Annotated in this window: 23 protein-coding genes; 2 read left to right on the forward strand and 21 right to left on the reverse strand. The window is 73.1% G+C overall.

Annotation, left to right across the window (positions count from 1 at the left end):
- From JWR81_RS28805 to JWR81_RS28835, 7 genes are all read right to left on the reverse strand, one after another.
- The coding region (locus JWR81_RS28805; protein ID WP_297659803.1) for a lytic transglycosylase domain-containing protein at positions 1–1,088 on the reverse strand (1,088 nt) is incomplete at its 3' end.
- 317 nt (positions 1,089–1,405) lie between these two features.
- Positions 1,406–2,743 (reverse strand): MinD/ParA family protein, encoded by a 1,338-nt coding sequence (locus JWR81_RS28810; RefSeq protein ID WP_297659806.1) that lies wholly within the window; start codon positions 2,741–2,743, stop codon positions 1,406–1,408.
- Positions 2,744–2,840: 97 nt separating this feature from the next.
- Positions 2,841–3,830, reverse strand: a complete 990-nt coding sequence (locus JWR81_RS28815; protein WP_297659809.1) for a MinD/ParA family protein — start codon at positions 3,828–3,830, stop codon at positions 2,841–2,843.
- A gap of 190 nt (positions 3,831–4,020) precedes the next feature.
- Positions 4,021–4,776: an ATP synthase F0 subunit B gene (locus JWR81_RS28820; RefSeq protein ID WP_297659813.1), complete on the reverse strand. Its 756-nt coding sequence runs from the start codon at positions 4,774–4,776 to the stop codon at positions 4,021–4,023.
- Between the two features lie 78 nt (positions 4,777–4,854).
- Positions 4,855–5,337 (reverse strand): pantetheine-phosphate adenylyltransferase, encoded by a 483-nt coding sequence (coaD, locus tag JWR81_RS28825; RefSeq protein WP_297659815.1) that lies wholly within the window; start codon positions 5,335–5,337, stop codon positions 4,855–4,857.
- Positions 5,334–5,897 carry a 16S rRNA (guanine(966)-N(2))-methyltransferase RsmD gene (gene rsmD, locus JWR81_RS28830; protein ID WP_297659818.1) on the reverse strand — a complete coding sequence of 188 codons (564 nt, stop codon included), beginning with the start codon at positions 5,895–5,897 and terminating at the stop codon, positions 5,334–5,336. The genes coaD and rsmD overlap by 4 nt, the downstream gene beginning before the upstream one ends.
- 16 nt (positions 5,898–5,913) lie before the next feature.
- On the reverse strand, positions 5,914–9,291 hold the full coding sequence (locus JWR81_RS28835; protein ID WP_297659864.1) for a pyruvate carboxylase: 3,378 nt from the start codon (positions 9,289–9,291) through the stop codon (positions 5,914–5,916).
- 289 nt (positions 9,292–9,580) lie between these two features.
- On the opposite strand from JWR81_RS28835, the gene JWR81_RS28840 reads away from it, so the two are divergent.
- Positions 9,581–10,318, forward strand: coding sequence for a hypothetical protein (locus JWR81_RS28840; protein WP_297659821.1), 738 nt, complete (start codon positions 9,581–9,583; stop codon positions 10,316–10,318).
- A gap of 193 nt (positions 10,319–10,511) precedes the next feature.
- Here the strand turns inward: JWR81_RS28840 and recG are convergent, their stop codons facing one another.
- Positions 10,512–12,719, reverse strand: a complete 2,208-nt coding sequence (gene recG / locus JWR81_RS28845) for an ATP-dependent DNA helicase RecG (RefSeq protein WP_297659825.1) — start codon at positions 12,717–12,719, stop codon at positions 10,512–10,514.
- The gene (locus tag JWR81_RS28850) at positions 12,716–14,356 is read right to left on the reverse strand and encodes a DAK2 domain-containing protein (protein WP_297659828.1); all 1,641 of its coding nucleotides are present in this window, start codon (positions 14,354–14,356) and stop codon (positions 12,716–12,718) included. The genes recG and JWR81_RS28850 overlap by 4 nt, the downstream gene beginning before the upstream one ends.
- 115 nt (positions 14,357–14,471) lie before the next feature.
- On the opposite strand from JWR81_RS28850, the gene rpmB reads away from it, so the two are divergent.
- Positions 14,472–14,663: a 50S ribosomal protein L28 gene (rpmB, locus tag JWR81_RS28855; protein ID WP_297659831.1), complete on the forward strand. Its 192-nt coding sequence runs from the start codon at positions 14,472–14,474 to the stop codon at positions 14,661–14,663.
- 74 nt (positions 14,664–14,737) lie between these two features.
- On the opposite strand, the gene JWR81_RS28860 is transcribed toward rpmB, so the two are convergent.
- The 12 genes from JWR81_RS28860 to JWR81_RS28915 form a co-directional block, all read right to left on the reverse strand.
- Positions 14,738–15,418 (reverse strand): uracil-DNA glycosylase, encoded by a 681-nt coding sequence (locus JWR81_RS28860; protein WP_297659867.1) that lies wholly within the window; start codon positions 15,416–15,418, stop codon positions 14,738–14,740.
- On the reverse strand, positions 15,415–15,939 hold the full coding sequence (locus tag JWR81_RS28865; protein ID WP_297659834.1) for a gamma carbonic anhydrase family protein: 525 nt from the start codon (positions 15,937–15,939) through the stop codon (positions 15,415–15,417). The genes JWR81_RS28860 and JWR81_RS28865 overlap by 4 nt, the downstream gene beginning before the upstream one ends.
- A gap of 9 nt (positions 15,940–15,948) precedes the next feature.
- Positions 15,949–16,290 (reverse strand): monovalent cation/H(+) antiporter subunit G, encoded by a 342-nt coding sequence (gene mnhG, locus JWR81_RS28870; protein WP_367278876.1) that lies wholly within the window; start codon positions 16,288–16,290, stop codon positions 15,949–15,951.
- Positions 16,287–16,553 (reverse strand): monovalent cation/H+ antiporter complex subunit F, encoded by a 267-nt coding sequence (locus JWR81_RS28875; protein WP_297659838.1) that lies wholly within the window; start codon positions 16,551–16,553, stop codon positions 16,287–16,289. The genes mnhG and JWR81_RS28875 overlap by 4 nt, the downstream gene beginning before the upstream one ends.
- Before the next feature lie 31 nt (positions 16,554–16,584).
- A complete protein-coding gene (locus tag JWR81_RS28880; protein WP_297659841.1) occupies positions 16,585–17,130 on the reverse strand; it encodes a Na+/H+ antiporter subunit E in 546 nt (181 codons plus the stop codon).
- Positions 17,127–18,653: a Na+/H+ antiporter subunit D gene (locus tag JWR81_RS28885; protein WP_297659844.1), complete on the reverse strand. Its 1,527-nt coding sequence runs from the start codon at positions 18,651–18,653 to the stop codon at positions 17,127–17,129. Before JWR81_RS28885 ends, JWR81_RS28880 begins: the two co-directional genes overlap by 4 nt.
- On the reverse strand, positions 18,650–19,075 hold the full coding sequence (locus JWR81_RS28890; RefSeq protein ID WP_297659847.1) for a Na(+)/H(+) antiporter subunit C: 426 nt from the start codon (positions 19,073–19,075) through the stop codon (positions 18,650–18,652). The genes JWR81_RS28885 and JWR81_RS28890 overlap by 4 nt, the downstream gene beginning before the upstream one ends.
- A 4-nt stretch (positions 19,076–19,079) precedes the next feature.
- Positions 19,080–19,553 (reverse strand): MnhB domain-containing protein, encoded by a 474-nt coding sequence (locus tag JWR81_RS28895; protein ID WP_297659849.1) that lies wholly within the window; start codon positions 19,551–19,553, stop codon positions 19,080–19,082.
- Positions 19,550–21,883, reverse strand: a complete 2,334-nt coding sequence (gene mbhE, locus JWR81_RS28900; RefSeq protein ID WP_297659852.1) for a hydrogen gas-evolving membrane-bound hydrogenase subunit E — start codon at positions 21,881–21,883, stop codon at positions 19,550–19,552. Before mbhE ends, JWR81_RS28895 begins: the two co-directional genes overlap by 4 nt.
- Before the next feature lie 296 nt (positions 21,884–22,179).
- Positions 22,180–22,482, reverse strand: coding sequence for a hypothetical protein (locus tag JWR81_RS28905; RefSeq protein ID WP_297659856.1), 303 nt, complete (start codon positions 22,480–22,482; stop codon positions 22,180–22,182).
- Positions 22,482–24,137, reverse strand: coding sequence for a sodium:solute symporter family protein (locus tag JWR81_RS28910; RefSeq protein ID WP_297659859.1), 1,656 nt, complete (start codon positions 24,135–24,137; stop codon positions 22,482–22,484). Before JWR81_RS28910 ends, JWR81_RS28905 begins: the two co-directional genes overlap by 1 nt.
- A 138-nt stretch (positions 24,138–24,275) precedes the next feature.
- Positions 24,276–24,728 carry a GNAT family N-acetyltransferase gene (locus tag JWR81_RS28915; RefSeq protein ID WP_297659862.1) on the reverse strand — a complete coding sequence of 151 codons (453 nt, stop codon included), beginning with the start codon at positions 24,726–24,728 and terminating at the stop codon, positions 24,276–24,278.
- Positions 24,729–24,847 lie beyond the last annotated feature (119 nt).

Raw genomic sequence — 24,847 nt, forward strand, 5'->3', positions numbered from 1 at the left:
GTGGTGTGGGCCGGCCCGGTGGTGTGGGCCGGCCCGGTGGTGTGGGCCGGCCCGGTGGTGTGGGACGGGCTCGCAGGGCCCGTCGCCGGGGCCCGGTTTCCCGGACCCACCGGCCGCACGGAGGACGCCGCTGCACGTGGCACAGGATCCGCAGCCACCCGCGGCGGCTCCGCCGCCAGGACCGACGGGGCGCTCGGCCCGTCGGTGGGGACGGGGCGGACCGCCGGCCCAGGCGGTACCGGGCCGGTGGCGTCCGGCACCGGGGTCGCCCCCGTCCGGTAGGCCTCGGCCCACGCCAGCACGTCGGCGCCGTACACGGCCGAGCGGTTGTAGCGGTAGAGCGCGGCCGCCACGTCCTGCGGGTCGCGGAGGTCGCCACCGCCCGCGCAGAGGTAGCGGGCCGACCCGAAAGCGGCGTCGTCGACGTTGTTCGGGTCGGCCAGCCCGTCGCCGTTGCCGTCGGCACCGACCGCCCGCCAAGTTCCCGGGAGGAACTGCATGGGGCCGGTGGCCCGGTCGAAGCGGGCGTCGCCGTCGAGCGTCCCGCCGTCGGTGTCGGGGACCACCGCGGTGCCGGGCGGCGAACCGTCCAGCACCGGACCGAGGATGGGCCCGCGCGTGGTGCCTGCGGCGTCGACGCGACCGCCGCTCGCATGCCCCGACTCGATGCGCCCGATCCCCGCCAGCAGGCTCCAGTCGAGGTGGCAACCGGCATCACCGGCGGCTTCGAGCTGCGCCGCGTGCCGGTAGGCGGCCAGCACGCGGGCCGGTATGCCCCGGGTACCGCCGGGGTCGGTGGCCAGAGCCAGCCGCACCTGCTCCGGCGACAGGGCCGGGGTCGCGCGCGTCGGGGGCGCGGCAGCCGGCGGGGTGGTCGTCGGCGGGGTGGTCCGACCTGGGACCGCCGCCACCTCGTCGCGCTGCAGCGCACCCAGCACGACGTCCGGGTACGGAGGATCGGCGAGTGCGATGGCCGGCGAGGCGGTCGTCGGATTCTGGCTCTGCGGGCTCTGGCTCTGCGGGATCACCAGCACCGCCGCCGCCACCAGCGTCGCGGCCGCCACTCCTCCGTATCGCCGCAACCGCACCCCGTGGACCTCCCGCGCGTCACCCGACCGCCATCGTTCACGGATGACTGTCCCACTGTCGGGCGGGTGCACGCGAGGGTCAGCGGCCGGCGAACTCCGAGGCCGCCTGGTCCGGATCCAGCGCCCGGCCGGCCGGAGGAGCCACACGAACGCTCGCGGTGGGTTCCTCCAGGGAAGCGGTGACACGCGGCCCCGACACGCGGATCGGGCCTCCGGCCTCCGGCGCGCGCACGGCCTGGCCTGCTCCGCGCGCACCGGCCGGGTCCGCTCCCCCGCACGTCGGCCCGCATCGCCTCAGCGGCTCGGTGCCTCGCACGTCATCGCGGGCTCGGCACCTGTTCCGACGCGATCCCGGTCGAGCGGACGGGGCCACCGAAGCCGTCGGCGAGCAACGCGGCGAGTGCCAGGAACGCGTCGAGCGTCGGCCGGCGGAGGCGGTCCAGCCGGATCCGGCCGCCGGTGGCCAGGTGCGGGTCGTGCGGCACCTCGACGACCGCGCGGCAGCGGGCCTGGAAGTGGCTGCGGACCCGCGTCCGGTCGACCTCCTTGCTGGTCCGGTCGCAGCTGAGCACGATCACCGCGTTGGCGACCTGCGCCGCGTGGCCGTGCGCGATCAGCCAGTCGAGCGTCTTGCTGGCGCGGCCGGCGCCGTCGACCGTCGGGGAGCCGACCACCACCAGGCTGTCGGCCAGCGCGAGCGTTCCCTCCATCGCCGAGTGCACCAGCCCGGTGCCCGAGTCGGTGATGACGATGTTGTAGAAGCGCGTGAGGACCTCGCACACGCGCTCGTACTCGTCCCGGTTGAACGCCTCGCTCATCGCGGGGTCCTGCTCGGAGGCCAGCACCTGCAGCCGGCCAGTGAGGCTGGTGTAGCGCGCGATGTCGGTGAGCGAGTGGGTGGCCTCGATGTTGTCGATGAGGGTGCGCACCGTCACCGACGTCTCCGCGGTGAGCCGGTCGGCGAGCGTGCCGGCGTCGGGGTTGGCGTCCAGGGCGATCACGCGGTCGCCGCGGTTCTCCGCCAGCACCAGGCCCAGGCAGGCCGCGACGCTGGTCTTGCCGACCCCGCCCTTGAGCGAGCTGACGGCGATCTGGTGCGAGCCCGGCAGCGGCCGTCGGATCCGGCGCAGCTGCTCCTGGCGCGCCTTCTCAGCCGGCCCGATGCCCGGGTTCACCAGGCCGCCCGACGCCTTGTACATCATCCCGCGCCAGCCGCTCTGCGGGCGATCACTACGGAACCGCACGATCGCGTCCTCGGTGAGCTCCGCGGCGCTGCCGGCGTCCGGGCGGGGACGCGGCCGCACCCACGGCTGGACGGGGGCCTGCGCGGGGGCCGGACCGGTGCCGGGCCGCGGTGAGAACGGGGCCGGTCCGTGTCCCGCGGGCGGCGCGGCCGGGCCCGGGAACGGCCCCGGCACCTGCGCGACGGGGCCGGTGACCGGCTCCCCATGGGGGGCGTCCTGCGCATGCTCCGCCGAGGGCGAGCCTCCGGACCCGGGCGTCTTCGCGGGTGCGGCCGAGTTGGCGCTCTCGATGTCGGCGTCGTCCACGGTGGGCACCTCGGGCTCCGCCGCGGCGGCAGGGGCCACCTCGTCCTCGTCGGCCACCCGCCCGTCGACGTCGTCCGTCGACGCTGTCTCCCGGCTGCTCGTCACGACACTCCCCCACATCACGGACGTTCCACCCGAACCCCCGCGGGCGCGGGCGGACTGTCTGGGTCTTGATCGGGCTCCTGGCGCTCCAACCCCCCGGTCAGGGGACGAAGAGGTCCGCCATGTGGGCCGCGAGCGCGTGAGCCGCGTCCCGGGTGGCCGGGCGGAGCCGCGCGAGCTCCACGCGTCCGCCCGTGGCCAGGTGCGGGTCGTGCGGGATCTCCACGACCGCCCGGCACCGTGACGCGAAGTGCTCCCGGATGCGCGCGAGGTCCACGTCGGAGCTGGAGCGGTCGCACGAGAGCACCGCGACCGAGTCCCCGGCGAGAGCGCCGTGGCCGTGGGCGTGCAGCCAGTCGAGCGTCTTGCTCGCCCGGCCGGCACCGTCGACCGTTGGCGCCCCGACGATGATCATGCTGTCGGCCAGCTTCAGCGTGCCCTCCATCGCCGAGTGCACCAGCCCGGTGCCGGAGTCGGTGACGATCACGTTGAAGTACCGGTCGAGCAGCCCGCACACGCGTTCGTACTCCTCACGGTTGAACGCCTCGCCGGCCGCGGGGTCCTGCTCGGAGGCCAGCACCTGCAGGCGTCCGGCGAGGCTCGTGTAGTGCGAGACCTCGGTCCACGAGCGGATCCCGTCGAGGTCGCGCAGCAGCTCCCGCACGGTGACCGCGGACTCGCCCGTGAGGCGGTCGGCCAGCGTGCCGGCGTCCGGGTTGGCGTCCATGACGAGCACGCGGTCGCCGCGGTACTCCGCCATCACCAGACCGAGCAGCGTGGCCACCGTGGTCTTGCCGACCCCGCCCTTGATCGAGCTGACGGCGATGCGGTGCGCCTGCTGCAGCGGCCTGCGGATGCGGTGGAGCACCTCGCGGCGGCGCAGCTCGTCAAGGCCCGGCCCCGGGTTGACCAGCCCGCCCGTGGCCCGCAGGACCGCGCGCCGCCATCCCGCGGACGGTTCGTCAGGGCGCTCCCGCACGATCGTCTCGCTGCTCAGCTCGTCGACCGCGCTCGACACCCCGGTGCCCGACACCGCAGTGCCCAACACCGCAGTGCCCGACACCGCCGCGTTCCCCGTGCTTACCGCCACCGCACCCCCTGGCTCTCCGCTCCGCGGCCTGGCGACCTCCGGGGATGGCTCGAGACGGTGTCCGTACCGGGCCCACCACGTCGAAGGATCGGGCTCCACCGGCTGCCGCCCCACGGCGCGAGAGTACCCCGACAAATGGGGCCGAACGGAGCAATCGTGACCACAAGGTGATCACGCGACCCATGGAGCGTCAGTCGATCAGGTCCATGCCGGTACCGGTGCCCGTCCGGCCGTGCAGGGTCGCACCCGCGGGCGCGCCGTTGGGGGCCGCACCACGCCAGAGCTGGCTGCGGCCGCGCGTGACGGTGCCGAGCGCCTTGGAGAGAGTCTCCTCGAACTCGGCGAGCTTGGCGTCGACGTAGCCGTCGCACTCGCGGCGCAGCCGGTCGGTCTCGCTTGTGGCGGCGTCGACGATCCGCGCCGACTCGTGACGGGCCGCGTGCACCACCTCGGTCTGCGACACCAGCCGGGCCTGCTCGGCCTGCCCCTCGGTGATGTAGCGGTCGTGCGTGACGCGGCCGGCCTGCACCAGCCGCTCGGCCTCGGCGCGGGCGCGGTCGGTGAGGTCGTTGTACTGGGCACGACCGTCGGCGATGGCGCGCTCGGCCTCGTGGCGGGCGTGGGCGAGCGTCTGCTCGGCCTCCGCGCGCGCCTCGGACACCAGCCGCTGCGCCTCCTCGCGGGCCTGGGCCAGCATCTCGTCGGCGTCGGCCTGCGCGCTGGAGCGCGTCTGCTCGGCCTCCTGTGTGGCGTCGTCCACGAGCTCGTCGCGGCGGTCGAGCACGTCCTGGGCGTCGTCGAGCTCGCCCGGGATCGCCTCGCGGACGTCGTCCAGCAACTCGAGGACGTCCCCGCGGGGAACCACGCAGTTCGAGGTCATCGGGACGCCCCGTGCCTCCTCGACGACCGTGACCAGCGCGTCGAGCGATTCGAAGACCCGGTACACGGGAGCGATCCTCTCACCGCGTGACCGCCACATCGCGTATTAGGCGCAGCCCGCGCGTGTCAAGTTCCGTTCGGGTGATCAGGCCCGCTCCGCGATGCGCTCCAGCAGGCGGTGATGTACGGACTCGGGGAGCAGGTGGGCCACGTCACCACCGAAGATGGCGATCTCCTTGACCAGCGAGCTGGCGACGAAGCTCCACTCGGGATTGGTGGACATGAACAGCGTGTCCACGCCGGAGAGCTGTTTGTTCATCTGCGCCATCTGCAGCTCGTAGTCGAAGTCCGTGACGGCGCGCAGGCCCTTCACGATGGCCCGGACGTCGTGCTCGCGGCAGTAGTCGACGAGGAGCCCGGAGAAGGACGACACCGTCACGTTGGAGAACGGCTTCACGACCTCCTCGAGCATCGCGATGCGTTCCTCGACCGTGAACATCCGGTTCTTGCTCTTGTTGATGCCCACGGCCACGACGACCTCGTCGAACAGCCCCGACGCGCGGCCGATGATGTCGAGATGGCCGTTCGTCGGGGGGTCGAAGGAGCCGGGACAGACGGCGCGCCTCATGAACCGGAACCGTAACAGTGCGCAACGTGCAGCACCGTCTCGCCGTAACGGCGCTCACGGCCGGCCTCCAGTGGCGAGGGCCACGGGAAGGCGCCGCCGCCGGACCGCCGCTCCACCACCACCGTCACGTCCTCGGCGAGCCACCCGTGCGCGGTCGCCGCCGTGAGCCAGCCGGCGATCTCGGCGTCGGGGACGTCGTAGGGCGGGTCGACGAGCACGACGTCGTAGGCGCGGTCGGCGGCGCCGGCCAGCACCGCCGCGGCCGGGGCGGCCCGCACGACGCCGCCGAGCCCCAGGGTCGCGACGTTGCGGCGCAGCACGTCGGCGGCGCGGCGGTCGGACTCCACGAACAGCGCGTGCGCGGCGCCCCGCGAGAGCGCCTCCAGCCCCAGCGCGCCCGAGCCTGCGCACAGGTCGAGCACGGCGACGCCGTCGAGGCCGGGATCGTGGTCGAGCGCGGCGAACAGCGCCTCGCGCACCCGGTCGGAGGTGGGCCGGGTGCCCTTCGGCGGGACCGCGAGCCGCCGCCCACCGGCCACCCCCGCGACGATCCTGGTCATGCGGCTCCGCCACCCGTCATTCCAGCTCCAGGAGCAGGTCGCCGCCCTCCACCTGCTGGACCTTGCCGATGGCCATGCGCCCGACCGTGCCGCCCTGCTGGGCGGTGATCGACGCCTCCATCTTCATCGCCTCGATCGTGGCCACCGTCTGGCCCGACTCGACCTTGTCTCCCTCGCCCACCTGCAGCGTCACCACGCCCGCGAACGGCGCCGCGACGTGCTTGGGGTTCGCACGGTCGGCCCGCTCGGCGGCCTTGACGTCGGTGGTCACCGACTCGTCGCGGATGGAGACCGGGCGCATCTGGCCGTTGAGGGTGGCCAGCACGTTGCGGTAGCCGCGCTCGTCGGCCTCGGAGATGGCCTCCAGCTCGATGAGCAGCGTGACGCCCTGCTCCAGCTCCACGGTGTGCTCGAGCTCGGGCTCCAGGCCGTAGAGGAAGTCCTTGGTCGACAGCACCGAGGTGTCGCCGTAGGCCTCCTGGTGGGCCTCGTACTCGCGCGTGGGCGCCGGGAACAGCAGCCGGTTGAGGGTGCGGCGGCGGTCCTCGCGCAGGCCGCGCCGGTCGTCGATGGTGAGCTCGACGCCCGCCTTCTCCGGCGAACGGCCCTCCAGCGCGCGGGTGCGGAACGGCTCCGGCCAGCCGCCGGGCGGATCGCCCAGCTCGCCGCGCAGGAACCCGATCACCGAGTCCGGCACGTCGAACTTCCCGGGCTCGGCCTCGAAGTCCTTGGCCTCCACACCGGCGCCGACGAGGTGCAGCGCGAGATCCCCCACCACCTTGGACGACGGCGTGACCTTCACCAGCCTGCCCAGCATGCGGTCGGCGGCGGCGTAGAGGTCCTCGATCAGCTCGAACCGGTCGCCCAGGCCGAGCGCGATGGCCTGCTGGCGCAGGTTGGACAGCTGCCCGCCCGGGATCTCGTGGTGGTAGACGCGCCCGGTCGGCGACGCGAGCCCCGACTCGAACGGCGCGTAGACCTTCCGCACGGCCTCCCAGTACGGCTCCAGGTCACCGATGGCGGTGAGCGAGAGCCCGGTGGCGCGCTCGGTGTGGTCGGTGGCCGCCACCAGCGCGCTCAGCGAGGGCTGCGACGTCGTCCCCGCCATCGACGCGACGGCCGCGTCGACCGCGTCCACGCCGGCGTCGATCGCCGCGACCAGCGTGGCCAGCTGGCCGCCGGCGGTGTCGTGGGTGTGCAGGTGCACCGGCAGGTCGAACCGCTCCCGCAACGCCGTGACCAGCTTCTTCGCCGCAGGCGGGCGCAGCAGCCCGGCCATGTCCTTGATCGCCAGGACGTGCGCCCCGGCGTCGACGATCTGCTCGGCCAGGCGCAGGTAGTAGTCCAGCGTGTAGAGCGACTCGTCGGGGTCCGACAGGTCGCCGGTGTAGCAGAGCGCCACCTCCGCGACGGCCGTGCCGGTGGCGCGCACCGCGTCGATCGCAGGGCGCATCTGCGCGACGTCGTTGAGCGCGTCGAAGATCCGGAAGATGTCCATCCCGGTCGCTGCGGCCTCCTCGACGAACGCGTCGGTGACCTCGATCGGGTACGGCGTGTAGCCGACGGTGTTGCGCCCGCGCAGCAGCATCTGCGTGCAGATGTTGGGCACGACCTCGCGCAGCGCCGCCAGCCGGTCCCACGGGTCCTCGTTGAGGAACCGCAGCGCGACGTCGTAGGTCGCCCCGCCCCAGCACTCCAGGGACAGCAGCTCCGGTGCCGTACGTGCGACGTACGGGGCGACGGCGAGCAGGTCGCGGCTGCGCACGCGCGTGGCCAGCAGCGACTGGTGGGCGTCGCGGAACGTCGTGTCGGTGACGGCCACGGCGGTCTGCTCCCGCAGGCGCCGGGCGAAGCCCTCCGGGCCCAGCTCGCGCAGCAGCTGCCGCGACCCGTCCGGGGCGGGGGCGCCGACGTCGCACTGCGGGAGCTTGTCCACCGGCTCCACGACCTCCGGCCGCGGCCCGTTGGGCTTGTTGACCGTGACCTCGGCCAGGTAGGTGAGGATCCGCGTGCCGCGGTCGGCGGGCTGGCGGGCGCGCAGCAGCTCGGGGCGCTCCTCGATGAAGCTGGTGGTGACCCGTCCCTCCTGGAAGTCCGGGTCGGCGAGCACCGCGGCGAGGAACGGCAGGTTCGTCGACACGCCCCGGATGCGGAACTCCGCGATCGCACGGCGCGCGCGGCGCACGGCGTTGGGGAAGTCGTGGCCGTAGCAGGTGAGCTTGACCAGCATCGAGTCGAAGTGGGCGCTGACCTCGGCGCCCGTGTGCGTGGTGCCGCCGTCGAGGCGGACACCGGGGCCGCCCGGGGAGCGGTAGTTGCTGATCGTGCCGACGTCGGGGCGGAAGCCGTTGGACGGGTCCTCCGTGGTCACGCGGCACTGCAGGGCCGCGCCCGTGCACGTCACCTGGTCCTGGGTCAGCCGCAGGTCCGGCAGCGACATCCCGGACGCGATGCGCAGCTGCGCGATCACCAGGTCGCGGTCGGTGACCTGCTCGGTGACCGTGTGCTCGACCTGGATGCGGGGGTTCATCTCGATGAACACGTGCTCGCCGCGCTCGTCGAGCAGGAACTCCACCGTGCCGGCGTTGACGTAGCCGATGGCGCGGGCGAACTTCACCGCGTCGTCGCAGATCCGCGCCCGGATCTCCGGGTCCAGGTTCGGCGCGGGCGCGATCTCGATGACCTTCTGGTGGCGCCGCTGCACCGAACAGTCGCGCTCGTAGAGGTGCACGACGTTGCCGGAGGCGTCGGCGAGGATCTGAACCTCGATGTGGCGCGGGTTCACCACGGCCTGCTCGACGAACACCGTGGCGTCGCCGAACGCGGACTCGGCCTCGCGCATGGCGGCCTCGATCGCCTCACGCAGGTCACCGGGCTCCTGGACGCGCCGCATGCCGCGCCCGCCGCCGCCCGCCACGGCCTTGACGAAGATCGGGAAACCGATCTCATCGGCCGACGTGACCAGCGCGTCGACGTCGGTGCCCGGTTCCGAGGACTGCAGCACGTTGACGCCGGCCTCGCGGGCCGCGGCGATGGCGCGCGACTTGTTGCCCGTCAGGTGCAGCACCGACGCGGGCGGGCCCACGAAAGTGATGCCCGCGTCCTCGCAGGCCTGCGCGAGGTCGGGGTTCTCCGACATGAACCCGTAGCCGGGGTAGATCGCGTCGGCGCCTGCCTTGCGCGCCGCCTTGATCACCTCGTCGACCGACAGGTACGCGCGGACCGGGTGGCCCGGCTCGCCGATCTGATAGGACTCGTCGGCCTTCGCCCGGTGCAGGGAGTTGCGGTCCTCGTACGGGAACACCGCCACCGTGGACACGCCGAGCTCGTAGGCCGCGCGGAACGCACGGATCGCGATCTCGCCGCGGTTGGCGACCAGCACCTTGCGGAACACGGTGGCTCCCTCCTCTGCTCTGCCGACGACGGTGATCGGCACGCCGAACCGTACCGTCGGACACTCGATCGGACCCGTGCGAGCGACCGCCGACTTCCGGTACCAAGGAGAGGTGCGCCACCACACCGGCAGGCCGGCCTACGGAAACCCGATGCCCGCAGGCGGCTTTCCGCCGGGCCAGGCGTCCGCGTTCGCGGAGGGAAGACGGCTGCGGGAGAGCTCACGACGGCGCCGTCAGCAGCACGGCAGGCACCCGTACGTCGCGGGCCGGCGACACCGCCCGCACGCTGTGCTGCCCCTCCTGCTGATCGTGGTGGCCATCGCCATGAGCAGTGAGTCGTTCGAGCCGCTGCTGCTCGGGGCGGCAGGGGTCGGCCTGTTCGCCACCATGCTCGTCTGGCTGTTCTCGCCGGTGCTGCTGGTCGGCGCGCTCGCGTTCACGCTGGTGCGGCGCGGCCGCCGCCGGGAGTCCCTGCGCCGCGGAGGCGCCCCCGGCACCGCCCCGCTGCCCGGCAGGCCCGCCGCCGCGCCCCGCCCGGACCTCGTGTGGGCCCACGCCCAGCGCCGGTTCCACGGTCTGCGCGGCGAGTACGCCGCCTACGAGTGCGACGCCATGCAGGTGCTGCGGCTGCCCGCCCTCGCCGACGTGTCGGTGGCGAGCACCGCGCGTTTCGTCGACGCGTTCGCCGAGGCCCAGGCACTGGAGACCGACGCGTACCCCGGCGGCACCCACGCCCCGCAGTTCGTGGCCGCCGTCGACCGCGCGGAGCGGGCCTGGCGCGCCGCCCATGACGCCGCCGAGCGCATCCGCCTCTCGGGTCTCTCCCCCGCCGAGCGCAGCACCGTCGAGCGGGTGATCAAGCTGCTCACCACGGCCCGCGACTCCGACAGCGACGCCGAGCGCCTGACGGCCTACGCCCGCGCCCGCTCGGAGCTGGCGAAGCTGGACAAGGCCGGGGTCGTACACGTCCCGATCCCGGCCAGAACGGCGCTGGACGAAGCGGCCCGAGGCGCCCTCCCCGCCTGACGGGGGTCCGAGCCCCGGGAGTCGACACGACCCGGCGCGCGAGTCGACACGCAATGGCGCGCGGTCGGCACCACGCGGCGCGCGAGGTGACACGAACCGGCCGGCGGGCCCGTCATGATCGGCGCCACCGGGGCGTATCCGATGGTCGTCGGAGCGAAACGCCCACCTCGCGGCGGTCACCGGCCCGACGGCCTCAGACCTTGTCGAGGTAGGCCGCGCGCTCCTCGTCGCCCACCGTCTCACCGACCAGCGCGAACAGGCCGGGATGGGTGTCGAGGCTCGGGTCCTCCTCCACGATGTGGCCCGCGTACACCTGAGCCTTGGAGATGATCTCCTCGTGGCGCAGCAGGGACAGCAGCCGCAGGCCGGAGCGCCGGCCCGACTGCATCGCGCCCAGCACGTCGCCCTCACGGCGCAGCTCGAGGTCGAGGCGGGCCAGCTCGAAGCCGTCGGTGGTGCCGGCCACCGCGTCGAGGCGCTCGCGGGCCGCGGTGGCCGCCGGCATGTCGGTGACCAGCAGGCACACCCCCGGCGCCGATCCCCGGCCCACGCGGCCGCGGAGCTGGTGGAGTTGGGAGAGGCCGAAGCGGTCGGCGTCGAGGATGACCATGGCCGTGGCGTTGGGGACGTCGACCCCCACCTCGATGACGGTGGTGGCCACCAGCACGTCCAGCTCGCGCCGCTCGAAGGCCCGCATCACGGTGTCCTTCTCGTCGGGCGGCAGCTTGCCGTGCAGGATGCCGATGCGCAGGCCCTGCAGGGGGCCCTCCTCCAGTTTGGGCCCGACGTCGAGCACCGCCATCGGCGGACGCCGCGCCGAGCCGCCGTCGTCCGAGTCGGCGCCGATGTCCGGGGCGTCGTCGACGAGCTCCTCGTCCTTGCCCGCGGCGTCGCCGACCCGCGGGCACACCACGTACGCCTGGTGCCCGGCCGCGACCTCCTCCCGCACCCGCCGCCAGACGCTGCCGAACCAGCTGGGCTTCTCCGCCAGCGGCACGACGGACGTCGAGATCGGGGACCGCCCGGCCGGCAGCTCGCGCAGGGCGGAGATCTCCAGGTCGCCGTACACCGTCATCGCGACGGTGCGCGGGATCGGCGTGGCCGTCATGACCAGCATGTGCGGCGCGAGCTCGCCGCGGCCGCGCAGCGCGTCACGCTGCTCGACGCCGAACCGGTGCTGCTCGTCGACGACGACGAGCCCGAGGTCGGCGAACCCGACGGTGTCCTGGATGAGCGCGTGGGTGCCGACGACGATGCCGGCCGCGCCGGACTGGGCGTCGAGCAGCGCCCGGCGCTTGGCCTTGGCCCCCAGCGACCCCGTGAGCAGCGTGACGCTCGTGGCCTGCTCGGCCGTCCCCAGCTCGCCGGCGTTGCCCAGCGGCCCGAGCATCGACCGCAGCGACCGCGCGTGCTGCGCGGCGAGCACCTCGGTGGGTGCGAGCAGTGCGGCCTGGCGGCCGGAGTCGACCACCTGCAGCATCGCCCGCAGCGCGATGATCGTCTTGCCCGCGCCGACGTCACCCTGCACGAGGCGGTTCATCGGGTGCTCGTGCGAGAGGTCCCCGGCCACCTCGGCGCCGACCTCCCGCTGCCCGGCCGTGAGCGTGAACGGCAGCCGCGCGTCGAACGCATCGAGCAGGCCACCGGGCTTCGGCGGGCACGCGGCTGCCGGCCGCGACACCGTGGCGTGGCGACGCAGAGCCAGCGCGAGCTGGACGCCCATCGCCTCGTCCCACACCAGCCGGTTGCGCGCCGCGTGGTAGTCGGCCTCGGTCTCGGGGACGTGGATGCGGCGCAGCGCCCGGCCCAGGTCGGCGAGGCGCTCGCGCTCCCGCAGGAACTCGGGCAACGGGTCGGTCGGGTCGTCCAGCACGTCGAGCACCTGCCGCACGCAGCGCGCGATCTCCTGCGAGGTGATCTTGCCCGTGGCCGGGTAGACGGAGATGAACGGGCGGATCTCGTCGGCCTCGTCGAGCGGGTCGAACTGCGGGTGCGTGAGCTGCAGCTTCCCGTTGAACATGCCGACCTTGCCGGAGAACACCGCCCGGACGCCGGGATGGATGACGTACTGCACCTTCTGCCCGTTGAAGAACGTGCAGTCGAGCTGGGCGCCCTTCTCGTCGCGGATGACGACGTTGAGCAGCTTGCCCCGGCGCTGCCGCATGTCGCGGAGCGTGGCCTTCTCCACCAGCGCGACGAGCGTGGCGTGCTCGCCCATCTCGAGCCCGGCGATGTCGGTGAGCTTGCCGCGGTCGACGTAGCGGCGCGGGTAGTGGCGCACGAGATCGCCGATGGTGTGCAGGTCGAGCTGCTTGGCCAGCGCGTCGGCCGCCCGGCCGAGGACGGGCCCCAGCGGCGAGAGCATGTCGATCGCGGTCGGATCGACGTTTCGCGAGGTCATTCCACCCCCAGCACCAGCGGATAGTCGGTCTGCCCACCCCGGTGGACGACGACGTCGACCTCGGGGTGGGTGCGGCGCAGGTCGGCCGCCAGCCCCTCGCCGAGGTCCTCGTCGGCCCCCTGCCCGAGCAGCGCGGTGACGATCTCACCGCCCGCGAGGAGCATGCGGTGAGCCAACCACAGGGCACCGACAGCCAGGTCCGGGGCGATCAGCACCACCTCCCCGTCGGCGACGCCGAGCACGTCACCGGGCTCGCACCGGCCCACCCACGTCAGCGCCTCGGACTCGGCCACCATCAGCCCGGCCGTCCGGGTGAGCGCGGCGGCCTCGGCCATCGCGACGACGTCGTCGCCTGGCCGCCGGTTCGGGTCGTGCACGGCGAGTGCCGCGAGCCCCTGCAGCACCGACGCGGTGGGCACCACCAGCACCTCCTGGCCCTCCCGGCGGGCCACCGCGGCCGCGCGTTCGGCCACCGCGGTGAGCTCGGAGTCGTCGGGCAGCAGGACGACCTGTTGCGCCAGCGTCCCGGCCAGCGCCGCCACGAGCTCGGCCTCCTCGATCGACTCGCCGGACTCCCGCTCGATCACCGACGCCCCGGCCGACCGGGCCAGTTCGGCGACCTCCGCACCGGTCACCACCATGAGCACGGCGCGCGAGCGCACGAACCGGTCGGCACGACCGGGGGTCGCGTCGGGCCCGGTCTGGTCGGCGAACCGGATCACGGTGATGCGGTGCGGACGGCCCGCCGCGACGCCCGCCTCGATCGCGGCGCCGACGTCGGTGCAGTGCACGTGCACGTTCCACAGCCCGTCCCCGTCGCCGACGACGGCCACGCAGTCCCCGAGCGCGGCGAGCGTCACCCGCAGCACCGCGACGGCGGCGGCGTCCGCGTCGAGGAGGTACATCACCTCGTACTCGAACTCCTCCGAGCCGGCCTCACGCTCGGCCCGCAGCGCCTCGCTGCCCCGCGCGGCGACCGCGGCGTCGACGGCGGGCTCGGGAGCGACCGGCAGCACGCTCGCCGACGGGTGGCCGTTGAGCAGTCCGTCGAGTGCGTCGAGGACGAGGTAGAGGCCCAGCCCTCCCGCGTCTACGACGCCGGCGCGGGCCAGCTCCGGCAGCTGGCCGGTGGTGGCCCGCAGCGCGAGTGCCGCGCCGTCGGCCGCGGCGGAGGCCACGCGGTCGAGCAGCCGCGAGCCCCTGGCGGCCTCGGCGGCCTCCGCCAGGACCGTGAGGACCGTGCCCTCCCGGGGGTGGTCGAACGCCGCGACGGCCAGCGCCCGCGCCCGCGCCAGCGCGTCGGAGAGCACGGCACCGTCCAGCGGGGCCCGCGCCGCGGCCACGGCCTCGGCCATGCCCCGCAGCACCTGCGAGAGGATCACCCCGGAGTTGCCACGGGCCCCCAGCAGGGCGCCCCGCGCAAGCGCCGTTGCCACCGCCGAGGTGCCGTCGCCCGGAGGCACACGGCAGGCCGCGTCGAGCGCCGCACGCATCGTGAGCAGCAGGTTCGTGCCGGTGTCGCCGTCGGCGACGGGGAAGACGTTGATCCGGTCGACCTCCGCGCAGTGCCGCTCCAGCGCCTCGGTCGCCGCGCGGGCCCAGCCGGTGAGGAGCGCGGAGTCGAGCACGGGGGGCACAGCCGCAGAGGGTAGCGACCGGGTGGTGTGCACCCCGCCGGACGGCGCAGGTACCCTGGCTCATCGCGACCGGGAGACTTCCCGGCTTCCTGTTCGTCTACCCGAGGAGTTCGACGTGGCTGCCGTCTGCGACGTCTGTGGCAAGGGTCCGGGCTTCGGCATGTCCGTCTCGCACTCGCACCGCCGCACCCACCGCCGCTGGAACCCGAACATCCAGACCGTTCGGGCCCGTACCGATGGTGGCAACCGCCACCGCATGAATGTGTGCACGTCCTGCCTGAAGGCGGGCAAGGTCGCTCGCGCCTGAGCGCGAGCACCCCGAACACCCACAGCACCCCCGCCCGGCACGTCCGGGCGGGGGTGCTGTGCGTCGTCCCTGGGCTAGGGCAGCTTCCAGTCCACCGGGTCGCCGCCGATCTCCTCGAGCATCTCGTTGGCCCGGCTGAAGGGCCGTGAGCCGAAGAAGCCGCGGTCGGCCGACATCGGGCTCGGGTGCGCCGACTCCACCAGCGGGACGTCGGGCATCAGGGGCGCGAGCTTGCGGGCGTCGCTGCCCCAGAGGATGGCCACGAGCGGCTCGGCGTCGCGCTCGACGAGGGCGCGGATGGCCTGCTCGGTGACGGCCTCCCAGCCCTTCCCGCGGTGCGACGCGGGCTCGCCCGGCGACACCGTGAGCACCCTGTTGAGCAGCAGCACGCCCTGGTCGGCCCACGGCGTGAGATCGCCGGTGGCCGGCGTCGCGTGGCCGAGGTCGTCGGAGTACTCGCGGAAGATGTTGGCCAGGCTGCGCGGCACCGGGCGGGTCTGCGGCGACACCGAGAACGACAGTCCGACGGCGTGCCCCGGCGTCGGGTACGGGTCCTGGCCCACGATCAGCACGCGCACGTCGTCGAAGGGCTGGGTGAACGCGCGCAGCACGTTCGCGCCCGCCGGCAGGTAGCGGCGGCCCGCGGCGATCTCGGTACGCAGGAAGTCGCCCATGTCGGCGATCTGCTGGGCCACCGGGGCGAGCGCCCGTGCCCACCCGGCCTCGACGACCTCTTCCAACGGCTTGGCCATCAGTCGTCCAGGCGGCGCAGTTCGGAGCGGAAGCGCTTGCCCCGCTGGACGTAGCTCGTGACGGCGTAGGCGAACGCGCCCTCGGGCACCTCGTAGCCCTCGCGGACCCGCGCCGGGATGCCCAGCGCCATCCGGCGCGCCGTGACCTCCGCACCGGGCGAGACGACCGCGCCCGCGGCGACGATCGCGCCCTCCCCGACCCGGGAGTCGTTCAGCACCACCGAGCCCGACGAGATGAGCGCGCGGTCGCCGATGGTGGCACCCTCGATGTGCACGTTGTGGCCGACCGTGACCTCGTCGCCGATGATCGTCGGCTGCGTGGCCGTGCAGTGGATGATCGACCCGTCCTGGATGCTGGAGCGGGCTCCGACCACGATCCGGCCGTCGTCGCCGCGGAGCACCGCGGTGGGCCACACCGACGACTCAGCGCCGATCGTCACGTTGCCGATCACAACGGCGTCAGGGTGGACGTAGGCGTCGGGGTGGATGTCCGGTTCGGAGTCACCGAGGGCGTAACAGGGCATCCCCCAACCTTATGAGGGCCGGTCCTCGGGCCTGTCCTCGGCCAGCTCGTCCACCACGAGCACCTCCGGGCGGATGCCGCCGCTGCGGTGCACCGACCGTCCGACGATCTGCGAGATCACCGGCGCGGTGATCACCTGGAACAGCCCCACCAGCAGCAGCGTGGCCGCGCTCTCCAGCGGCACCCGCAGCGCCGTGCCCGCGAGGATCAGCAGCAGCCCGAGCGTCTGCGGCTTGGTGGCCGCCTGCAGCCGGGAGAGCAGGCTGGGCAGCCGCACGATCCCCAGCGCGCCGAGCAGGCAGGACAGGGCACCGACGAGCATCAGGACGGCGGAGAGGACGTCGGCGATCACCGGTGCCGCCTCCGCCGCTCGGCCAGCCGCGCCGCGGTGGCCGACCCCACGAACCCGACGAGCGCGACGGCCGCGAGCAAGGGGATGTTCGAGCCGTCCTCGTAGTACGCGACGTACACGGCGGCGCCCGCGACGATGAGCACGACGAACACGTCCAGGGCGACGATCCGGTCCAGCGTCCCGGGCCCGCGCAGCAGCCGCACCAGCGTCAGCAGGCCGGCCGCACAGAGCATGACCAGCACGATCGTGAACACGATGGTCATGGCTCAACCCTGTCGAGCGGGTATCGCGCCGTCACGAGGCACGCTCCAGGATCAGCCGCTCCGCGCGGCGCAGCTCATCGGGCGTGCCGAACGTCGCGAGGACACGCCGCTGCATGTCCATCGTCCGCAGCCAGGCCTTCCGGACGCCGGCATCGTCACGCGGGCCGAGCGCGTAGACGTACCAGACACCGTTGTCGTGGTCGATCTCCAGCGCCATCGCGCCCGGGGCCAGCGAGAGCGCGCTGGCCATCAGCGCCACCACCCGCTCCGACCCGCTCAGCAACGGCACCGACATGATCGCGCCGCGGGCGTCCGGGCCGCGGCGCAGCACCTCCCAGCTCACCTCGGCCCCGGACACGACAAGGTCGTACAGCAGGTACGCGACGAGCCCGAGCAGCCGCACCGGGCGCAACGGCAGCCGCTCCGACGCCGGCGCCTGCCGCGAGATCACCGTGACCAGGACCGCCACGACGAGTCCGCCCACGACGGTCAACGGGGTGAACACGCCCCACAGCAGCACCCACACCACGGTCAGCCACAGCAGCCCGGTCCACCGCGACCGCGGCACCCGGGTCATCGCGCTGCCCCCAGTACCGCCGTCACGTAGGGCTCGCGGGCGAGGAGGTCCGCGCCCGCGCGGCCCGTCAGCGCCGAGAGCGGGCCCGCGAACACCGCGATCGCGAGGCTGGCGACGATCAGGCCACCGGTGGCGAGGTACATCGGCACGGACGAGCGTGCGGTGCCCACCTGCACCTCGTCGTCCGGGTCGTCGTCGGGGAGCGGCGGCGTCGGCTCGCCCCAGAACACGCGCACCCATACCCGGGTGAGCGCGTAGAGCGTCAGCAGGCTGGCGAGGATCACCACGCCGGCCACCACCGCGGGCCACGGCCCGGCCGCCGCACCGGCCTGCAGCAGCCCCAGCTTGGCCACGAAACCGGCCGTGGGCGGGATGCCGGCCAGCGTCAGGGCGGGGATCGCGAACAGCACGGCGAGACCCGGCGCGTCGCACAGCAGGCCGCCCATCTCGTCGAGCTTGACGGTGCCGGTGCGCCGCGTGATGAGGCCGCTGACCAGGAACAGCGTGGCCAGCACCGTGATGTGGTGAGCCGCGTAGAGCGTCGCCCCCGAGATCGACGCCGGGTCGAACACCGCCAGCCCGAACAGCATGAACCCGATGTGGCTGACCAGCAGGAACGACAGCAGCCGGTTGAGGTCGTTCTGCGCCAGCGCGCCCAGCGCGCCCACCAGCATCGTGAGCACGGCCAGCACCAGCATCAGCGTCCACGGGCTCTCGCGCGGGAACAGCAGCGTCTGGGTGCGCACCAGCGCGTAGAAGCTGACCTTGGTGAGCAGGCCGGCGAACAGCGCGGCCACGGGGCCGGGCGCGTTCGGGTAGCTGTCGGGCAGCCAGAAGTGCAGCGGCACGATCGCCGCCTTGATCCCGAAGACGACGAGCAGCATCAGCCCGAGCACGGTGCGCAGGCCCGGTGGCAGCGCCCCGATCCGCTCCGACAGCGCCGCGAGGTTCACGGTGCCCGTGGCCGCGTAGACCATCGCCACGGCCGTCAGGAACAGCAGCGACGACATCAGGCTGACGATCACGTAGGTCATGCCCGCGCGGATCCGTCTGGCGCTGGTGCGCCGCGTGATCAGCACGTATGACGCGGTGAGCATCAGCTCGAACGCCACGAACAGCGTGAACAGGTCCCCCGTCAGGTACGCCAGCGAGACGCCCGCGCACAGCATCAGGTACATCGGGTGGAACGTGGTGCTGGCGGTGCCGCGGCCGTAGTCGGCGATGCGCTGGTCGATGGCGTAGACGAGCACCGCGAGCGTCACGAGCGTGGAGACGAGCAGCAGCAGCGCCGAGAGCCGGTCGGCCACCAGCGCGATGCCGACGGGCGCCGCCCAGCCGCCCAGCGCCTCGACGATCGGCCCGCTGCGGTCGGCGACGACGAGCAGCACCGCCGCGATCACCGCCACCGCCGTCAGCACGACGATGCCCACCGCCCGCTGCAGCGTGGCGGAGCGACTGCCGACCACCGTGAGCGCGGCGCCCAGGATCGGCAGCAGCACGGGCAGCGTGAGGAGGGTGCTCACCGGTCGGACACCTCGCCGGTGTCGGGGTCGTCGGTGTCGTCGTCGGACTCGAGCGCCGCCGACGGCACCTTCTGCCGGGCGATGCGGGCGTCCTCGAGGTCGTCCTGCACCTCGTCGCGCCCGACCAGGACGTAGGACCGGTAGCCCAGCGCGAGCAGGAACGTGGTGAGCGCGAAGGTGATCACCACGGCCGTCAGCGCGAGGGCCTGCGGAAGCGGATCGGCGAACGTGGACGGATCGGCCAGCCCGATGACCGGGGCCCGACCGGGAGGGCCGCCCGCGAGCTGGAGCAGCAGGTTCGTGCCGTGCCCCAGCACCACCACGCCGATGAGCACGCGCATCAGCGAGCGCTGCATGAGCAGGTAGAAACCCACCGCGTAGAGGACGGCCACCACCAGCGCCATCGCGAGGTTGATCGTCACGTCGCTACTGCTCTCCCGCGTCACGCATGTCGCGCTCGATGCCTGCGCCGAGCGACCGCAGCAGGTCGATCACCACGCCGACGATGAGCACGTAGACGCCGATGTCGAGGAACAGGCTGGTCTGCACCGCGATCGGGCCGAGCACCGGCAGGGACACGGACAGCTTCGTCGACGCCAGCACCGGCGCCCCGAACGCGACGGGGGCCAGCGCCGTGAGCACGGCGATGAGCAGGCCGGAGCCGATGATCACGGGCGGGCGCACCGGCACGAGCGCGCGCACCTCGGCGCCCCCGAGGGCGATGTGGCGCAGCACGAACGCGAGCCCGGCCACCAGCCCTGCCGCGAAACCGCCGCCGGGCCCGTAGTGACCGACGAGCAGCAGGTAGAGGGAGAACACCAGGACGGTCGGGAACAACGCACGCGTGGCCGCCGCGAGCATCAGGCTGGGCTCGGCGGGCTCCGGGTCGGGATGGGTCATCCGAGGACGTCCTCCTCGTGCTCGGGCGAGCTCTGGCCGCTCTCGACGGGCCTGCGGCCGCCGCCGCGGTCGTAGCGGGTGGCCAGCACGAGGCTGGCCACACCGGCGGCGGCGATGAACAGCACGCCGATCTCGCCGACGGTGTCGAGCGCGCGGAAGTCGACGATGATCGCGGCCACCACGTTGTCGGCGCCGGCCACCTCCGGGGCCAGCCGGATGTAGTCGGCGCTGCTCACCGCCGGCTCGGTGCGGGCCCCGGAGAGCACGACCGCGATGCCCGCCACCACGATGCCGCCGACCGTCGCGATCACCGCCTTGGGCAGCTGTGCCCGGCGCGACGACCGCTCCTCGGTGAAGTGCGCGGGCAACCGTCGCAGCACGAAGACGAACACCACCAGTGACAGCGTCTCGACGAGGAACTGCGCCAGCGCCAGATCGGGAGCGCCGTCGAGGATGAACAGGCCACCGACGGCGTACCCGATGACGCCGACGAGCAGCACCGCCGTGAAGCGGCGCCGCGCCCGGAGCACGGCGAGCGCGGAGACCACCACCGCGAACCCGAGCGGCAGCTGCATCGCGGTGGAGAACAGCGGCTGGTTCTCCGGCCACACCCCACCCGTCAGCGTGGCCAGGCCGGGGAGCAGCACGACCACGACGAGGATCGTGCCCAGGTACACCGGCAGCGACCCGACCTGCGTCCGCCCGGTGACCGCGACGGCGATGCGGCCGAGGCCGCTGATCACGTGGTCGTAGGCGCGCTGGGCGTCGAGCGGGAAGCGACGGCGCGGCAGGGGCGCGCGGAACAGGAGCAGACCGCCCACGATCGCGACGGCCGAGAACAGCAGCGGCAGGCCCAGGCCGTGCCAGAGCGCGAGGTGGTACTCCTCGCCGGGGTAGCCGGTGGCGTACGGCGCGTCGAGGGCGTCGACGAGCGGGTAGCCGATGCCGAGGCCGAGCCCGGCCAACGCGCAGAGCCAGGTGGGCCAGGTGAGCAGCGGCCCGGGAGCATGCACCGGGGTCGCCGCGACACCCGGCTTCCGCGCGAACGCCCCCCAGAGGAACCGCGCGCTGTAGGCGACGGTGAACACCGACCCGGCCAGCAGCCCGAGCGCCGTTATCCAGCCCCGCGCGCCGCCGGTGCCGAGGAACGCCTCGAACGCCGCCTCCTTGCCGACGAAGCCGAGCACCGGCGGGATGCCGGCCATGGACGCGGCGGCCAGCGCCGCGGCGACGGCGGTGCCGGGCATCGCGGTGCGCAGGCCGGAGAGCTTGCGCAGGTCGCGGGTGCCGGTCGCGTGGTCGATCGTGCCGACCGTCATGAACAGCGGAGCCTTGAACAGCCCGTGCGCCAGCAGCATCGCGATGCCCGCGTAGGCCGCGACCCGCTCCCCCGTGCCGAACAGCACCATGAGGAACCCGAGCTGGCTGACGGTGCCGAACGCGAGCACGCGCTTGAGGTCGTGCTCCCGCAGCGCGCGGAACCCGCCGATGAGCATCGTGCCCAGCCCGGCGACGACGATCGGCACCCACCACACGGCGACGTCGGCGAAGCCCGGGGACAGCCGCGCCACCAGGTAGACCCCGGCCTTCACCATCGACGCGGCGTGCAGGTAGGCGCTGACCGGCGTGGGGGCCGCCATCGCCGCCGGCAGCCACGGGTGGAACGGCAGCTGCGCCGACTTCGTGAACGCGCCCAGCAGGATCAGCACCAGCGCGACGGGGACGAGCCCGCCGGTCGGGGGGTCGGCGAGGATCGCCGAGATCCGGTAGGTGCCCGCGGACTCGCCGAGCAGGATGAAGCCCAGCAGCATCCCGAGCCCGCCGAACACCGTGACGAGCAGTGCCTGCACCGCGGCCCGGCGGGCCTGCCTGTCCGCACCCGACTGCCCGACCAGCAGGAACGACGCCACCGACGTCAGCTCCCAGAAGACGTAGAGCGTCAGCAGGTCGTCGGCCAGCACCAGCCCGAGCATCGCGCCGGCGAAGGCCAGCAGCAGGGCGGCGCTGCGCGTGGCGTCGGGGGAATCGCGGCCGAAGTAGCCCACGCAGTACACGAGGATGACGGCGCCGACCCCGGACACCAGCACGATCATCGCGAGCGCCAGCGCGTCGAGCCGGAAGCTCAGCTCCAGGCCGAGCGAGGGGGCCCATGCGATGGTGGCGTCGATGCCACCGTGCAGCGCCGGGCCGACCTCGAGCAGCGCCCACACGAGCGTCGCCGCAGGTAGGACGGCCGCCACTGCGAACGCGGACCTCCTGCTGCGGGCGGACACCAGGGGCAGCAGCGCGGCGACGACCAGGTGTGCGACGACGAGCGCGAACACCTGCACCTCTCCTCCACCGACCGACTTCGATCCCCCACGACCCTATCGGCGCCGGCCGACGCGCCCCGGGCGTGAGGGCCCTCACCTGATCATCTGGAACGATTCAGCTCCGTGAGGCGATGAACATGACGTACGAGCACGACACGACAACCGGAAGGGAATGATCGTCACCATGACCGACCGTCTCCGCCGCGCCCTGCGCCGCTTCGACGACTGGACGCTGGTCGCGTTCAACCCGCGTCTGCCGGTGCACGAGCGCTGACGCTCTCCGGGCGTGCGTCACCGCCGACGCACGTCCGCCCTCACTCCTCGGCCGGGTCCACCACCGGCGGCTTCAGCGGCCGCCACAGCGCCCAGGCCACGAACAGCACACCGATGACGATCATCACGATGCCGGACCAGAGGTTGATGTCGATCCCTCCGGCCTTGGCCAGCTCCTCGGGCGTGTCCGAGACGAAGCCCATCACCGTCAGCACGACGCCGTAGACCAGGAAGAGGATCGCGATCACCGTGCGCAGGTCGAACAGCGCCGACGACGCGCTCTTCACCGCCTCGGTACCGGCCTCGTTGTCCGACATCTCTTCTCCTTCGGTGGTGCCGGCCATCAGACGACGATGTACAGGACGACGATCAGCACGAGCACGATCACGCCGAGCGTCACCGGCGAGCGGTACCAGCCGGCGTCCTCACCGGTGTTGGCGTGGTCGCGCGACTCCCGCGGTGTGAGCGACCACGTGAGGCCGACCAGCTCCGCGTCGGGCTTGGGCTGCGTCACCATCGAGACCCCTACCGACACCGCCACGCCCACGACGAACGCGGCCGCGGCGCCGACGAAGCTGCCGGCCTGGCTGGAGAGCGAGAGCACGTGCGTGCGCACAAGCACGTCGACGACGATGGCCGCGACCGTGCCGGCGATCAGGCCCGTCCAGCCCGCGGTGCCCGTCATCCGCTTCCAGAACAGGCCCAGGATGAAGATCGCGAACAGCGGGGCGTTGAAGAAGCTGAACAGCGCCTGGATGTAGTCGGTGATGTTGGAGTAGCTCCCGGCGAGGAACGCCGCGCCGATGGCGAGGACGCAGCCCACCACCGTGACGAGGCGGCCGACCTGCAGGTAGTAACGGTCGCTGCGACCGGGGCGGATCCAGTCCTGCCACAGGTCGTAGGTGAACACCGTGTTGAGCGAGCTGACGTTGGCCGCCATGCCGGCCATGAACGAGGCCAGCAGGCCCGCGAGCGCCACGCCGAGCAGGCCGTTCGGCAGCACCTCGTCCATCAGCAGCGTCAGCGCGTTGTTGTAGGTGACGCCGCCGGAGTTCCCGCCCGCCTTGAGCGCCGCGATCTGTGGCACCAGCACGCCCGCGACCATGCCGGGCACCACCACGACGAGCGGGATCAGCGCCTTCGGGAAGGCCGCGATGATCGGCGTGCGCCGGGCGGCGGACATGTTGCGGGCCGAGAGCGCGCGCTGCACCTCGGCGAAGTTCGTCGTCCAGTAGCCGAACGAGAGCACGAAGCCGAGACCGAACACGATGCCGATCACCGACAGCGTCGGGTTGGCGATCTGCGTGAGCGACGTGCCGGGCCACGACGAGAGCTGGTCGGCCCCGCCGCCCGCCGCGGCCGTCACCTTCTCCTTCAGCCCGTCCCAGCCGCCGACGCGCGCGAGGCCCGCCACCGTGAGCGGTACGAGCAGCGCCAGGATGACGAAGAACTGCAGCACCTCGTTGTAGATCGCCGCCGACAGCCCGCCCAGGACGGTGTAGGCGAGCACCACGACCGCGGCCACCGGGATCGCGACGTAGAGCGACCAGCCCAGCAGCGCCTCGAGCACGAGCCCGAGTGTGAAGAGGTTGACGCCGGCGATGAGCACCGACGCCACCGCGAACGTCACCGCGTTCACGCGCTGCGTCGTGGCGTTGAACCGCTTGCGCAGGAACTCCGGCACGCTGCGCGCCTTGGAGCCGTAGTAGAAGGGCATCATCACGATGCCGAGGAACACCATCGCCGGCACGGCGCCGATCCAGTAGTAGTGCACCACCGGGAGGCCGTACTGGGCGCCGTTGGCCGACATCCCGACCAGCTCGAGCGCCCCGAGGTTCGCCGAGACGAACGCCAGGCCCGTCACCCAGGCCGGGAGCGAGCGGCCGGAGAGCAGGAAGTCGAGGCTGGACGACACGGAGCGACGTGCGACCACACCGATCCCGAGCACCAGCACGAAGTAGAACGCCACGAGCACGTAGTCGATGGCGGTCGTGCCCAACCGCAGATCTGCTTGAGCCAACAGCACCGTCGGAGCCCCCTCATACCGTGCGTCCTGCGTGTACCGCGCGAATGGTGCGCCCGCCGGCGTTTCGGCGCCACACCTGACACGCCGACTGCCCCGATCGGGCGCGGATGATCACGCAGGGGCGTCCACCGTGAGCGCCTTGGCGTAGCACCGGCTGCTCGGGAAGTCGCGGTAGGCGCCGAACTTCGGCATGGGTGCGTAGCCCGCGCCGACGTAGAGAGCGATGGCCTCGGGCTGGCGCGTGCCGGTCTCCAGCACCACCCGCCGCCTGCCCGCCGCGGCCGCGGTGCGTTCGAGCTCGCCGAGCACGGCGCGCGCGTACCCGCGTCCGCGGTGGGCGTCGTTCACGTACATCCGCTTGACCTCCGCGTCGCCGTCGGCGAGCGCGCGATCCTCCCCGCCGGCCCGGGCGCGCCAGCCACCGCACGCCACCGCCGTGCCGTCGACGTAGCCGACGATGAAGAACCCGAGCGGCGCGGCGAACTCCGCGGGGTCGACGGGCGTGACGTCCTCGTCGCCGTAGCGCTCGCGGTAGAACGCCTGGACCTCGGAGATGAGACGCACCGCGTCGGGATGATCGAAGGGAACGGGGCGGAGATCGAGCACGTCCCGACCCTACGATCCGCCGGCGACGTCCTGCGGGTGACGGTGGTCGCGTCCGGAACGGACGCCGTACCGCGCGG

Origin of the sequence: Pseudonocardia sp., assembly GCF_025965585.1 — a bacterium.
Classification (GTDB): domain Bacteria; phylum Actinomycetota; class Actinomycetes; order Mycobacteriales; family Pseudonocardiaceae; genus Pseudonocardia.

What these genes read in the sequence shown, in the direction of transcription:
- JWR81_RS28875 (WP_297659838.1), bottom strand. Translation starts at nt 16,553, where the DNA reads ATGACCATCGTGTTCACGATCGTGCTGGTCATGCTCTGTGCGGCCGGC.
- recG (WP_297659825.1), bottom strand. Translation starts at nt 12,719, where the DNA reads ATGACCTCGCGAAACGTCGATCCGACCGCGATCGACATGCTCTCGCCG.
- JWR81_RS28895 (WP_297659849.1), bottom strand. Translation starts at nt 19,553, where the DNA reads ATGACCCATCCCGACCCGGAGCCCGCCGAGCCCAGCCTGATGCTCGCG.
- JWR81_RS28865 (WP_297659834.1), bottom strand. Translation starts at nt 15,939, where the DNA reads ATGCCCTGTTACGCCCTCGGTGACTCCGAACCGGACATCCACCCCGAC.
- JWR81_RS28880 (WP_297659841.1), bottom strand. Translation starts at nt 17,130, where the DNA reads ATGACCCGGGTGCCGCGGTCGCGGTGGACCGGGCTGCTGTGGCTGACC.
- JWR81_RS28905 (WP_297659856.1), bottom strand. Translation starts at nt 22,482, where the DNA reads ATGGCCGGCACCACCGAAGGAGAAGAGATGTCGGACAACGAGGCCGGT.
- coaD (WP_297659815.1), bottom strand. Translation starts at nt 5,337, where the DNA reads ATGAGGCGCGCCGTCTGTCCCGGCTCCTTCGACCCCCCGACGAACGGC.
- rsmD (WP_297659818.1), bottom strand. Translation starts at nt 5,897, where the DNA reads ATGACCAGGATCGTCGCGGGGGTGGCCGGTGGGCGGCGGCTCGCGGTC.